This window comes from Achromobacter marplatensis, assembly GCF_049060505.1.
Lineage (GTDB): Bacteria > Pseudomonadota > Gammaproteobacteria > Burkholderiales > Burkholderiaceae_B > Achromobacter > Achromobacter marplatensis_A.
In genome coordinates, this window is record NZ_JBMGRB010000008.1 from 205646 (window position 1) to 218001 (window position 12356).

Below are 12356 nucleotides of genomic sequence, written 5' to 3' on the forward strand. Positions count from 1 at the left end.
CCCTCATGCCTACTTTGAACAATGGGAGCAAGCCATGAGCATGCCAAACACCCGTGACGCTAGCGCCTTTGCAGCCACGATAAGCCTGCCGATCGAGGGCATGACCTGCGCAAGCTGCGTTGGCCGGGTCGAGGCCGCCCTGGCCAAGGTCGAGGGCGTTGGCAAGGTTTCCGTGAACCTTGCCACCGAACGCGCGGACATCGTCGCCGTGGGGCCGGTCGATCGCATGGCATTGGTCCAGGCGGTCGAGAAGGTAGGCTACGACGTGCCTGCCGGCGCTGTCGAACTGGCAATCGGGGGCATGACCTGCGCATCGTGCGTGGGCCGCGTCGAGAAGGCGCTGAAGGCGGTGCCCGGCGTTACGCAGGCCACCGTGAATCTGGCGACCGAACGCGCCACCGTGCATGGGATGGCGGTCGCGCAAGACCTGATCGCGGCCATCGAGAAGGCCGGCTACGAGGCGCGACCGGTCGACACCGGCGCGCAGGCCGAAGCGGCCGCTGCCGAAAAGAAGGACGCCGAACGGGCGGAGCTCAAGCGTGACCTGATTCTGGCCAGCGTGCTGGCCTTGCCGGTGTTCGTGCTGGAAATGGGCTCGCACGTCATTCCCGGCATGCACGAATGGGTCATGAATACCATCGGCATGCAAGAAAGCTGGTATCTGCAGTTCGTCCTGACGCTGCTGGTGCTGGCCGTGCCGGGCAGGCGCTTCTACCTGAAGGGTTTTCCGGCGCTGGCGCGCTTGGCGCCGGACATGAATTCGCTGGTCGCGGTTGGCACCGCGGCGGCGTTCGGCTATTCGCTGGTGGCTACCTTCGCGCCCGGGCTGCTGCCCGAGGGGACCGTCAACGTCTACTACGAGGCAGCCGCCGTCATCGTGGCGCTGATCCTGCTGGGCCGTTATCTGGAGGCGCGCGCCAAGGGGCGCACCTCCGAGGCGATCAAGCGTCTGGTCGGCCTGCAGGCCAAGGTAGCGCACGTGCAGCGCGATGGCCGAGTCGTCGACATTCCGATCAGCGACGTGGCCCTGGACGATCTGGTGGAAGTCCGGCCTGGCGAGCGGGTGCCGGTCGATGGCGAAGTGACCGAGGGCCGCAGCTTCGTGGATGAGTCCATGATCACGGGCGAGCCCATTCCCGTCGAGAAAGAAGCCGGCAGCGCCGTCGTCGGCGGCACCGTCAACCAGAAAGGGGCGCTGACGCTGCGCGCCACCGCCGTGGGCGGGCAGACCATGCTGGCGCAGATCATCCGCCTGGTCGAACAGGCCCAAGGGTCCAAGCTGCCCATCCAGGCGGTGGTCGACAAGGTGACGCTGTGGTTCGTGCCGGCGGTGATGATTGCCGCCGTGCTGACCTTCCTGGTGTGGCTCGCGTTCGGGCCGTCACCGGCCTTGACCTTTGCGCTGGTCAATGCCGTGGCGGTGCTGATCATCGCCTGCCCCTGCGCCATGGGCCTGGCGACGCCGACCTCCATCATGGTGGGCACCGGCCGAGGCGCCGAGATGGGCGTGCTGTTCCGCAAGGGCGAGGCGCTGCAACTGCTTAAGGACGCCCGGGTGGTCGCCGTGGACAAGACCGGCACGCTGACTGAAGGTCGCCCGGTTCTGACCGACCTGGAGATTGCTGCGGGCTTCGAGCGCAACGACGTGTTGGCGAAGGTGGCTGCGGTGGAATCGCGGTCCGAGCACCCGATCGCCCGCGCCATCGTCGAGGCCGCCGTGGAAGACGGCATCGCGCTGCCGACCATGACGGATTTTGAGTCCGTGACGGGCATGGGCGTGCGCGCCACGGTGGGCGGCGCCCGCGTGGAAGTCGGCGCCGACCGCTACATGCGTGAATTGGGCCTGGACGTGGGCGGTTTCGCGCAAACCGCCGAGCGTCTGGGCGACGAAGGCAAGTCGCCGCTGTATGCCGCCGTCGATGGCCGGCTGGCCGCTATCATCGCCGTCGCCGATCCGATCAAGCCCAGCACGCCCGCGGCCATTGCAGCGTTGCATCAACTGGGCCTGAAGGTGGCCATGATCACGGGCGACAACGCCCGCACGGCCCAGGCCATCGCCAAGCAATTGGGTATCGATGAAGTGGTGGCCGAGGTGTTGCCGGAAGGCAAGGTGGACGCGGTGCGCCGGTTGAAGGCGGCGCACGGCCAGATCGCCTTCGTGGGCGACGGCATTAACGATGCGCCGGCGCTGGCAGAGGCCGATGTGGGCTTGGCCATCGGCACCGGCACCGATGTGGCGGTCGAGTCCGCCGACGTCGTGCTGATGTCCGGCAACCTGCTGGGCGTGCCCAACGCCATCGCGCTGTCCAAGGCCACCATCGGCAATATCCGCCAGAACCTGTTCTGGGCCTTTGCCTACAACACGGCGTTGATACCCGTGGCGGCCGGGGCGTTGTATCCCACTTGGGGGGTGCTGCTGTCGCCGGTTTTCGCGGCGGGCGCCATGGCCATGTCGAGCGTGTTCGTGCTTGGCAACGCGCTGCGCCTTCGCCGCTTCCAGCCGCCTTTGGCGCAATGAACCCGCGCTGACTGCGTTCCCCGGACGTGTTGACCGCGGCCGGGGGCCGCGTGGCGATGTGGGGCGTGACCAGCACGCGCGGGTGGCGCCACAGCGCGTGCTCGGCCGGTAGCGTCGGCGCTGGACGAGACGCTGGCCGCTTTGTGATCGGCGCGTGCTGGCGGTATCCGGGTATCAGGCGGCGTACACGCAGCCGTCCTGGATGCGCAGAGCTTGGGGATCCAGCGCCGCGCCCTGGCAGGGGCCTTCGATGCAGTGTCCGTCTTCGAAACGGAATAGCGCGGAATGGTGCGCGCACATGATCACCTGGCTTTCGTAGGTCAAGACGATGCCGGATGCGGCCGCGAGCGGCACCGAGAAATGCGGGCAACGGTCGGCGTAACCCCAGACCGTGTCGCCGCGCCGCACCAGCACCAACGGCCGTTCAACGCCTGCCAGGGAAAGGGCGCCGCCATCGGGGATGTCGGCGACGCGGCACAACTTGCGCGCAGGCGCGGCGCGGTCATTGCGCTGCGCGGGGCAAGACGAAGTCATAGACGCCTTCATGGAAGTCCGAGCCGAATCCAAATCGGGCCGCCAGCGGCGATCCGGGCCCGCGTGGCGAATATGCCAGGACAAGCGCCGGCTTGACACCGAACACCGCATCGGAAGCCAGATAGGGATCGCCCGCGTTGAACACGTGCGTGACCAGCGTGCGGTGGCCGGGCGCTTCGATCATGAAGTGCAGGTGCGCGGGTCGGTACACATGACGGCCCGTCGCCGCCATCATGCGGCCCACCGGGCCGTCGTCCGGGATCGGGTACGACACGGGCAAAATGGTGCGGATGGCGTAGTAGCCGGATTCGTCGCTGCGGTAGCGGCCGCGCAGGTTGCCGTGGGGCTGCCGTTTGTCTTGGCCGGAATACATGCCGTTGGCGGCCGTTTGCCAGACGTCGAGCACGGCGCCGGCTATCGGCCGGCCTTCCGTGTCCCGCACGTGCCCGTGCACCAGCGCGGGCTGGCCCGGCGTTTGGGCCATGTCTTCGCCGGCTGCGCGTTCTGGCATGCCGGCCATGTAGAAGGGGCCGAACACCGTGCTTTCCGTGGCGTTGCCGGGCTTGCGGTGATTAATGGCATCGACCAGCATGGAAACGCCCAGCGTGTCGGACAGCAGGATGAATTCCTGCCGCACGACGTCATCGCACATCTGGCCGGTCTGGGTCAGATACCGGATGGCCGCCAGCCATTCTGCTTCGTCTGGCTCGACGTCGGCGACGAAGGCATGCAGATGCCGCACCAAGGCTTGCATTACCTGCCGCAACCGCGGATCAGGGGTGCCGGCGAAGGCGGCAACGACTTGTTCGGTCAGCGCCGCTTCCGCGCTGCGCGTGTCTGTGTCCATGATGTCTCCCTGTGTGGCCGCCCGTCGGCGGCGCGGCGTCATGCCACGGAATCGCCGCGCCAGGCGCGTTGCAGCATGGCCAGAACGTCGTCGTGCAGCACGGGCCGCGGGTTGTAGTAGGGGTTTTCGGTGGCTATCTTGGCCGCCTGCCCGACACCGTCTTCGGGCATGCCGATCTGCGCCAGCGACCAAGGCAGCCCCAGGCTGCGGTTCAATGCCATGAGCAAGGCGCCGGCCTGGGCAGCCGTATCGCCGCCCAGGGCGCGGGCCACGCGCTGTAATGCCTTGGGCGCCGCCGTTTGGTTGTAGTGGGCCGTATAGGGCAGCATGATCGCGTGGGTCTGGGCGTGGGGCAGGTTGAAGCTGCCCCCCAGCGTGTGGCAAACCTTGTGGTGCAGCGCCATGCCCACGGCGCCCAGACAGGCGCCCGCGAGCCACGCGCCGTATAACGCGTCGGCCCGCGCCGCATCGTCGTGTATGTCGGCGACGATGGCCGGCAGGGCGCGTGCCAGGCTGCGGATGGCCTCTTCCGCCATCAGGCTGACGATGGGATTTGCGTCCTGCGCGTACAAGGCCTCGACCGCGTGCGCCATCGCATTCATGCCGGACGCGGCGGACAGCGCGGCGGGAAGATCCCGCGTCAGCAAGGGGTCGTAGAGGACGGTCTTGGGCAGAACGCGCAAGTCTCGGCCCGTGGTTTTCAGCCCGTTTTCCGTCATGCCGTAGATCGGCGTCATTTCCGAGCCTGCATAGGTGGTCGGCACGGCCAGGATGGGCAAGGATGACGTCAGTGCAATCGCCTTGCCCAAGCCGATGGTGGACCCGCCGCCAATCGCGACGCAGCAGTCCGCGGACAGTTGCTCGGCCTGGGCGCGGGCGGCTTGCGCCGCTTCGCTGGGCACGTGCATGACGGCTTCGCTGCAGATGCCGGCGGCCAGCGGGCCCAAGGCCTGGGCTGCCTTTTCGCCTAACGGCCGCTGGCCCGGGGTGGTCAGGACCAGCACACGGCGGGCGCCCAGCCGTTGCACTTCGTCGGGCAGCCGGGCAAGCGCGCCCGTCTGGAAAATTACCCGAGCGGGCAGGGCCTGATAGACGAAATCCAGCATGACACCTCCTTAGCGCTTGAAGTGCGCGGGGACTGCTGCATCGACATTAACCCAGACCGACCGTGCGTCGGTATAGTCGTGCATCGCTTCGAAGCCCATTTCGCGTCCATAGCCCGACTGGCCCACGCCGCCAAAGGGGCTGCCCGGGTTGACCCGCTTGTAGCAGTTGATCCAGCACATGCCTGCCTGGATGGCGCCGGCCATCTTGTGGGCGCGGGCAAGGTCTCGCGTCCACAGCCCGCTGCCCAAGCCGTAGTCGGTCGCGTTGGCGATGGACAGCGCGTCTTCATCATTGCCGAAGCGCAGCACGGTGACGAAGGGGCCAAAGACCTCCTCTTGCGCCACGCGGTCATGCGGCTTGGCTTCCACGATCGTTGGCGTCACGTAATAACCGGCGGCCAGGTCCGCGCCGGGCGCATGGCCGCCCGTCAGCACCCGCGCGCCCTGATCGCGCGCGATCTGCGTGTACGACAGGACTTTGTCGCGGTGCTGGGCAGAGGTCAACGGCCCCATCTCGGTGTCGGGCAGGCGCGGATCGCCCAGCCGGATGGACGTGGCCAGCGCCGTGAAGCGCTCCAGGAAAGCGTCCGCGATCTTCTCGTGCAGCATCAGCCGCGACCCTGCGATGCATGCCTGGCCCTGGTTGTGAAAGATGGCCCACGCCGCGCCGTTGATGGCGGCATCCAGGTCAGCGTCTTCGAAGACGATGTTCGCGCCTTTTCCGCCTAGTTCCAATTGCACGCGCTTCAGATTGCCCTGTGACGCCTCCACGATTCGGCGGCCCGTGGCCGTTGAACCGGTGAACGCGATCTTGGCGACCGCGGGGTGCTCGGCCAGCCGTTGGCCTGCGGTGTGGCCATATCCGGGCACGACGTTGACCACGCCGTCGGGGAAGCCGGCGGCGGCAATCAGCTCCGCGATGCGCAGCGTCGACAACGGTGTCAGCTCTGACGGTTTGAGCACCACGGTATTGCCGGCGGCGAGTGCGGGCCCCAGTTTCCAGCTGGTGAACATCAGCGGAAAATTCCAGGGCACGATCTGCCCGACAACGCCGATGGGCGCGCGCCGAACATAATTGAGGAAACCCGCTTCGACCGGCACGACGCTGCCCAGCAGCTTATCGGCCATGCCGCCGAAATAACGGAAGCAGGCGGCGGTGCGAGGCACGTCCAGTCCGCGCGTATCGCGAATGGGGTGCCCCGTGTCCAGCGTTTCCAACTGCGCCAGTTCCTCCGCGTTGGCTTCGATCAGGTCGGCCAGTTTCAGCAACAACCGGCCGCGTTCGGCCGCCGCCATGCGTGACCAGGCGGGAAAGGCGCGTTGCGCGGCCTGCACGGCCAGGTCGACGTCGGCCGCCTCGGCCGCGGCGATGGCGGTGATGCGCGCTCCGTCATGCGGGTTCAGGACGTCGATGGTGCCGCCCGCGACCGCGTCGGTAAAGCGGCCGCCGATAAAGAGTTTGTTTTGCATGGCTAAGGTTCGCTAAGAGGAAAAAGGAAAACAGCGCGGTCAGAACGCCACCGGGTAGGGCGGGAGCTCGCCGCTCTCGTAGCGTGCCGGAAGATCGGGCGTGGCGTTTTCCCAGACCAGCAACATGGACCGCTTGGTCGAATAGCCCTGGTGCCGGATGTCGGCGGGCATTGCGCAGATATCGCCTGCCCGCATCGTGATGCGCGCGCGCGGCGCGCCGGTGTCCTTGTCGGCGACGTCCCAGACGATTTCGTCGGAAAGCTGCAAGAACCACTCCACGCGGTCGTTGCCGTGGAATACCGGCAGGATGAATTCTTCCGTCGTGGGGCAGAACAGGCTTGCGCCGCAGACCGAGGTGACGGAGGGATTCCAGGTGACGTCGGAACGGGACAGGTACTTGAACAGGTTGAAGGCGTGCAGCTGGCCTTCGTAGCCCGGTTCGGGAAGGACTTGGGGTTCGTCCTGGGGCACATCGGCGAAGGCGCGGTTGACGGGCAGGTCGTCGCGTAGCGGCGAGTCGTCCGGCAAGCCGGGCATGCGGCGGGTGGCGATTCTGGAACGCTCGATCGCGGCCGCGTTTTCGCCGTGCTTGCGGCCATAGGCCGAGCCGGTTTCCTCGGGCGCCGCGAAGGGGTCGAAGCCTGCGTTGGTCCAGTCGTGCAGCATGGCTTTGAAGGTGGCCATGATGGTCGGCGTGTCGAACGTCTCGGTGTAGTCCACGCCGGCCGCCTTCATGACGCCGTTGAACGAGCCCGCGTAGACATCCACTTTTCCGTAATGGTTGCGGGTGCCGAACACCTGGTCGAAGTTCACCCAGCCGTAGAAGAACCCCCAGGCCACGTCGCGCATCAGCGCTCGCAGGAACGCGTCGGCGGGGATGGCGTGCGTGCGGGTCTGGCCTTTGGCGGGCCAATGTACTTTTGCGAAATACTCGTCGCGGATGAACTCGAAAGCACCGAGGCGAAAGCCCTTATAGCCGGTGGCGGCATCGGGGGCGGTCGCGACGACTTTGTCCGCGGCGAAGGCGGGGGAATGCGGGGAGGTGTCAAGCATGGCCATGGCGGCTCTCCTGAAGGGTAAGGGCGGGGGCGGACGGGCGGCAATCAGCGGGCGGCAATCAGCGGCCGGCAGTCAGCGGACGCAGATATCGGCCCACTTTTCGACCGACAATTCGCCCAGGCGGGTCTGCACCAGCAAAACGCCGGGCCGGTGAGCCGTGATGCGGTAAGCGCAACCAGCCGGCAGCAGGCATTGGTGCCCGCGGCCCAGGGCGACGCGTCCCATGGGTTGGCCGGCCGGCGCGGGACCGGCCAGCGCGGTGCCCTGGCCCGGCGAGGGAGGGGCGTCCAGCGCCAGGAATTCGACTTGGGCCTCGCCATCCATCAGAACGGCGAATTCGTCATGGCTGCAGGCGTACCAGGGAGATTTCCCTTCGATGCGCAGCGTTTCGATGACGTACTCCAGGTTCTTGCCCACCACGACCTTTTCGTAGGGGGCTGATTGCGCGGCCACTTCGAAGATGTTGGAAAAGACATAGTGGCGGGGAGAGCCGTTCGTGATTTCGATGGCGCCTTTGCGGTAGCGCGCCAGCGAGCCGAAGGCGGTGGGGGTTGCGGCAGCGTTCATGGTGTCTCCTTGGTAGGACGGGCTGTCAGTCCACCCGCAGGTGGATCTTGCGGATGACGGCTGCCCACTTGGCGGCGTCTTCCTGTAGTTGCAGGGCGGTATCACCGGGCGTCCGGGGCAGGGGATTCAGGTCGTTGGCCTGCAGCTTGCGCTTAACCTCCGGCCGCGCCAGCGCGCGCGCCACTTCTTCATTCATGCGGCGCACGATGGCCTTGGGCGTGCCTTTGGGCGCGAACAGCATTTCCCGGAAGGTGGCGTCATAACCGGCGACGCCGGCTTGCGACATCGTGGGCACGTCCGGCGCCAGGGTGGATCGCGTGGAGCCCGATACCGCCAGGCCATAGAGCTTGCCCGCCGCCACATAGGAGGCCACGACGGGGGAAGCCAGATAGCCGCACGGCACCTGGCCGGCCAGCACGTCCTGGGCGGCGGGCGAGGGGCCTTTGTACGGAACGTGCAGCACGTTCAGGCCGGCTTGAGCCAGGTAGAGCTCCATTGCCAAGTGGCCGGGAACGCCTTGCCCGCCCGAGGCATAGCTGAGCGACCCGGGCGCCTTCCTGGCTGCGGCATCCAACTGATCAAGCGTGCGCAGGCCCGAGGCGGGCGCGCACACCAGCATCTGGTTGAAGTTCGCCAGCGCGATGACCGGCATCAGGTCCGAGGGCGCGAAATTCAACGAACGGTAGATCGCCGGATTGATCGTGACCACCGTGTCCGGCGCTTCCAGAAAGGTGTAGCCGTCGGGCGCCGAGCGGGCCACCGCTTCCGCGCCGATATTGCCGCCGGCGCCGGGGCGGTTTTCAACGACCAGTGCCTGGTTGAGCGCTTGCCCGACGGCGTCCGCCACGATGCGGGTCGCGGTGTCACCCGGCGATCCCGCGGGAAAAGCGACCACGATGCGGATGGGCCGGCTGGGCCAGTCGTCCTGCGCGAGGGCGCAGGAGACCGGGCCGGCGGCCAGACAGGCCGCCAGCGCAAGAATGTGGGGTTTCATGGATTGTCTCCTTGGGGGCTATTGTTTTTGCTGTGTCGCGTGCCGCTTGCTACCACCTGCCGATATGGATGCCGACCTTCTCCTCTTTGCGCGTCCACTGCGTCATGGCGCGGTGGCTGATGGTGGGATGGATCTTGCGCTTTCGCAGCCAGTCGAACAGCGCGGCCTGATAGCGCTCTCGGATGGGGGCGTAGGCGGGCTCGGTGCCCAGATCCACGAATTCGTCCGGATCGTCGCGCAGATCGAACAACTGTGGCGCCAGCCCGTCGAAGTGGACGTACTTCCAATCGTGGTCGCGCACCATGATCGAATGGCAACCGTCCGCGGGGCGGCCCAAGGGCTCACGCACGAAATCGCGAAAGGCGTAGTCGTTCTCGGAGAACACGGCGTTGCGCCATTCGACGGGCGTCTTGCCGTGAAGCAACGGCATCAGCGAGCGCCCCTCGACAACGTGATCCGGAACCTCGACGCCATAGGCTTCAAGGATCGTGGGCACCAGGTCGATGGCTTCCACCAGTCGGGGCTCTACCGCGCCGCGCCGCGCGTTGCGGTCGGCGCCCGGCAGGCGGATGATCAGCGGCACCTTGGCCACGCAATCGTGGAACAGCTCTTTTTCGCCCAGGTAATGGTCGCCCAGGTAGTCGCCATGGTCGCTGCAGAACACGACCATGGTGTCTTGGTCGCGCCCGCTGTCGCGCAGGTAGTCGAACAGCACGCCCAACTGGTCGTCCACTTGCTTGATCAACCCCATGTAGGTGGGGATGACGGTATCGCGCACCTGCTGTCGGGAGAAGTTCTGGCTGACCTCCGCTTCGCGGAAACCGCGCAGCACCGGGTGCGCGTGCTGCAATTCACGCGGATCCTGCTTCACCGGCATCACATCGTCCCGCGTATAGATGGCGTGGTACGGCGCTGGCGCGACGTAAGGCCAATGCGGCTTGATGTAGGACAGGTGCAGCACCCAGGGCGAGGTTCGATTTTCCTCCATGAACTCGATGGCGCGGCGTGTCATGTAGGGCGTTTCGGAGTCTTCTTCGCGGACCCGGGCGGGAAGCCCGGCCGATCGCATCCGCCAGCCGGACAGGATTTCGCCCGCCGCGCCAAGGGCGGAGTTGGCGTGGTCGTGCCACGGGTTGGGGCCGTCGTAGCCGCGCTGGCGAAGATAGCGGGTGTAGTGGTGCGAATCGTCGGCGAACCCCGGTGGCCAGATGCCATCGTCCCGGTCGAAAGGCTCGAAACCGCCCTGCATCGCCAGCCGGGCGGCGGGGCTGTCCAGGTCGACGCCCAGGCGTCGCAGGCCGGCGATGTCCGCCTCGACATGGGTTTTACCCGCCACCGCGACACGCACGCCGTGCGGTCGCAGATGGTCGCCCAACGTCAGCTCGCTGACCGGCATTGGCACGAAGTTCCACACAGCGCCGTGGCTGGTGACGTAGCGGCCGGTGTAGTAAGACATTCTGGACGGTCCGCAGACCGGACCTTGCACGAACGCGTTCGTGAAGCGCATGCCCTCGGCGGCCAGCCGATCGATATTGGGCGTGTGCAGCCGCGGATGTCCATAGCAGGAAAGATAGTCCCACCGCAATTGGTCGCACATGATCCACAGCACATTGCGTACAGCGTGTCCGCTCATTTCCGCCTCTTGGCCCGATATGTCCGCCGATGCGGCTTTCCATGGCTGCAACGATATTTCGCGGTGTTGGGCGACTCAAGCGCGATCTGCTAGAGTTTCACTGGGTGAAATCCTGAAATATGCAGGAATAAGGATGCGCAATGAGCCGGTGGGCCCCGAAAGTCAAGACGATCGACGCGTTGGCGCGGGGTCTGGCCGTGCTGGACGAAGTGCGCGCCACGCAGGGCGCAAGCCTGCACGAACTGCATGTGCGCACCGGCTTTGCTAAAGCCACCTTGCTGCGCATCCTTGCCACGTTGCAGTCGCGGGGCCTGATCTGGCGGCGTCTGGCCGACGACTATTTTTGTCCGGCGGGCGCGCCCGACGCGCGCGGCCGCCAGGCCCAGGCGCTAGACAGGCTGGGCCAATGCGCCGCGCCGGCGCTGGATCGCCTGCAAGCCGAAGTCCTGTGGCCGTCGGACCTGGCGGTACGCCGCGCAAGCGCGATGATCGTCCGCGAGACCAATCGCAACCAGTCCTACTTCACGATCCGACGCGACAACATCGGGTTCCGGATCAACATGCTCCATTCGGCGGTGGGGCGGGCATACCTGGCTTTCTGCGCGGAAAAAGAGCGCGAATGGGTGCTGGCGGCTTTGCGCCGCAGCCGCCGCGAGGGCGATGCGCTGGCGCACGACAGCCGTGCCGTGGCCGCGATGCTGGATCGAACCCGCCGGCTGGGATACGGCTTGCGGGACCAGCGGTTCGGTGGAGACTACGACAAGCCGCGGCGCGATCAGAACGACAGGCTGGAGGCGTTGGCCGTACCGATCGTGGCGGCGTCAGGGCGTGTCTATGGCTGCGTGAATGTCGTCTGGATCCAGGGTGTGCGTTCGGTGGATCAGATGGTGGAGCAATGCCTGGACCCGCTGCGTTGCGCCGCGCAGGCCATCTCTGCCGGCATGGTCGGGCGTTAGGGTTTCCCGTCCGGGGCCACGTCCGCATTCGCGTCGGCCCGAGCCTGCCGGATGATGGCCTGGGCCGTCCAGCGCACCACATCCGTGATCTCCGGCAGTTCCAGCTGCCAGATGTCCTTCAACACCAGGAAGACTTCGGACCCATACACCAGCGACAACGCTTGCGCGACGCGGTCTTGCTGCGCGGGCGTCAGGTCGGCGGCCAGCGGCGCGATGGCGCGTTTCAGGATGTCGACCCGATGGCCGCGCACCAGGCGCGGCTCATTGCCAGCCTTGCCTGCGCTGGCTTCGGCATGCTGCTGCAGCGACACCATGATGGCCGCGCGCAACGAGGCTTCGTGCGCTTCCAGCCGGGGAAACGCAAAGCGCAGCAGTTCGTCGACGCGCGTGGCGGCGTCGGACGAGGCGGAGTTCCAGGCCAGGATGGGCCCAAGGCTCTCGTCCACGACGGCGGCGATCAGGGCGCTTTGGCTGGGGAAGTAGCGGTAGGCGGTCGCGCGCGACACCCGCGCGTGCTCGGCCAGCTCGGCGACGGACGGGGTAATGCCCTGCGCCATCAGCTGTTGCGCCGCGTCCAGCAGCGTCTTGCGCATGCGGGCGCGTGGTCCGTGGGGCGGTTCTCCGCTGGCCGCGGCCTGCCGGCTGGCGGGCGCGATCAGGCGCGCGGTGCCG

At 66.8% G+C, this 12356-nt stretch carries 11 protein-coding genes; 2 read left to right on the forward strand and 9 right to left on the reverse strand.

Annotated features, from left to right (window positions below; translation table 11 throughout):
* Positions 1–34: 34 nt before the first annotated feature.
* Complete coding sequence (locus ACI0FO_RS20550; protein WP_416029650.1) at positions 35–2518, forward strand: heavy metal translocating P-type ATPase; 2484 nt, start codon at positions 35–37, stop codon at positions 2516–2518.
* 174 nt (positions 2519–2692) lie between these two features.
* Here ACI0FO_RS20550 and ACI0FO_RS20555 read toward each other — a convergent pair whose 3' ends face one another.
* The 8 genes from ACI0FO_RS20555 to ACI0FO_RS20590 all read right to left on the reverse strand — a co-directional run bounded on the left by ACI0FO_RS20555 (position 2693) and on the right by ACI0FO_RS20590 (position 10728).
* Positions 2693–3052, reverse strand: coding sequence for a Rieske (2Fe-2S) protein (locus tag ACI0FO_RS20555; protein WP_416029652.1), 360 nt, complete (start codon positions 3050–3052; stop codon positions 2693–2695).
* Positions 3021–3899 (reverse strand): intradiol ring-cleavage dioxygenase, encoded by an 879-nt coding sequence (locus ACI0FO_RS20560; protein WP_416029654.1) that lies wholly within the window; start codon positions 3897–3899, stop codon positions 3021–3023. Before ACI0FO_RS20560 ends, ACI0FO_RS20555 begins: the two co-directional genes overlap by 32 nt.
* A 38-nt stretch (positions 3900–3937) precedes the next feature.
* A complete protein-coding gene (locus ACI0FO_RS20565) occupies positions 3938–5005 on the reverse strand; it encodes a maleylacetate reductase (RefSeq protein WP_416029656.1) in 1068 nt (355 codons plus the stop codon).
* A gap of 9 nt (positions 5006–5014) precedes the next feature.
* The gene (locus ACI0FO_RS20570; protein ID WP_416029658.1) at positions 5015–6475 is read right to left on the reverse strand and encodes an aldehyde dehydrogenase family protein; all 1461 of its coding nucleotides are present in this window, start codon (positions 6473–6475) and stop codon (positions 5015–5017) included.
* A gap of 39 nt (positions 6476–6514) precedes the next feature.
* On the reverse strand, positions 6515–7534 hold the full coding sequence (locus tag ACI0FO_RS20575; protein ID WP_416029660.1) for a hydroxyquinol 1,2-dioxygenase: 1020 nt from the start codon (positions 7532–7534) through the stop codon (positions 6515–6517).
* Between the two features lie 72 nt (positions 7535–7606).
* Positions 7607–8101, reverse strand: coding sequence for a hydroxyquinol 1,2-dioxygenase (locus ACI0FO_RS20580; RefSeq protein WP_416029662.1), 495 nt, complete (start codon positions 8099–8101; stop codon positions 7607–7609).
* Positions 8102–8126: 25 nt separating this feature from the next.
* Positions 8127–9095 (reverse strand): Bug family tripartite tricarboxylate transporter substrate binding protein, encoded by a 969-nt coding sequence (locus ACI0FO_RS20585; protein ID WP_416029664.1) that lies wholly within the window; start codon positions 9093–9095, stop codon positions 8127–8129.
* A gap of 49 nt (positions 9096–9144) precedes the next feature.
* The gene (locus ACI0FO_RS20590; RefSeq protein WP_416029665.1) at positions 9145–10728 is read right to left on the reverse strand and encodes a sulfatase-like hydrolase/transferase; all 1584 of its coding nucleotides are present in this window, start codon (positions 10726–10728) and stop codon (positions 9145–9147) included.
* Positions 10729–10868: 140 nt separating this feature from the next.
* On the opposite strand from ACI0FO_RS20590, the gene ACI0FO_RS20595 reads away from it, so the two are divergent.
* A complete protein-coding gene (locus tag ACI0FO_RS20595) occupies positions 10869–11684 on the forward strand; it encodes an IclR family transcriptional regulator domain-containing protein (RefSeq protein WP_416029667.1) in 816 nt (271 codons plus the stop codon).
* Here ACI0FO_RS20595 and ACI0FO_RS20600 read toward each other — a convergent pair.
* Positions 11681–12343 (reverse strand): TetR/AcrR family transcriptional regulator, encoded by a 663-nt coding sequence (locus tag ACI0FO_RS20600; RefSeq protein WP_416029852.1) that lies wholly within the window; start codon positions 12341–12343, stop codon positions 11681–11683. The genes ACI0FO_RS20595 and ACI0FO_RS20600 overlap by 4 nt on opposite strands.
* Positions 12344–12356: the final 13 nt, after the last annotated feature.

Bases quoted from the DNA above. Each gene is read 5' to 3' on its own strand.
- ACI0FO_RS20550 (WP_416029650.1), top strand. From the start codon at position 35: ATGAGCATGCCAAACACCCGTGACGCTAGCGCCTTTGCAGCCACGATA.
- ACI0FO_RS20555 (WP_416029652.1), bottom strand. From the start codon at position 3,052: ATGACTTCGTCTTGCCCCGCGCAGCGCAATGACCGCGCCGCGCCTGCG.
- ACI0FO_RS20560 (WP_416029654.1), bottom strand. From the start codon at position 3,899: ATGGACACAGACACGCGCAGCGCGGAAGCGGCGCTGACCGAACAAGTC.
- ACI0FO_RS20565 (WP_416029656.1), bottom strand. From the start codon at position 5,005: ATGCTGGATTTCGTCTATCAGGCCCTGCCCGCTCGGGTAATTTTCCAG.
- ACI0FO_RS20570 (WP_416029658.1), bottom strand. From the start codon at position 6,475: ATGCAAAACAAACTCTTTATCGGCGGCCGCTTTACCGACGCGGTCGCG.
- ACI0FO_RS20575 (WP_416029660.1), bottom strand. From the start codon at position 7,534: ATGGCCATGCTTGACACCTCCCCGCATTCCCCCGCCTTCGCCGCGGAC.
- ACI0FO_RS20580 (WP_416029662.1), bottom strand. From the start codon at position 8,101: ATGAACGCTGCCGCAACCCCCACCGCCTTCGGCTCGCTGGCGCGCTAC.
- ACI0FO_RS20585 (WP_416029664.1), bottom strand. From the start codon at position 9,095: ATGAAACCCCACATTCTTGCGCTGGCGGCCTGTCTGGCCGCCGGCCCG.
- ACI0FO_RS20590 (WP_416029665.1), bottom strand. From the start codon at position 10,728: ATGAGCGGACACGCTGTACGCAATGTGCTGTGGATCATGTGCGACCAA.
- ACI0FO_RS20595 (WP_416029667.1), top strand. From the start codon at position 10,869: ATGAGCCGGTGGGCCCCGAAAGTCAAGACGATCGACGCGTTGGCGCGG.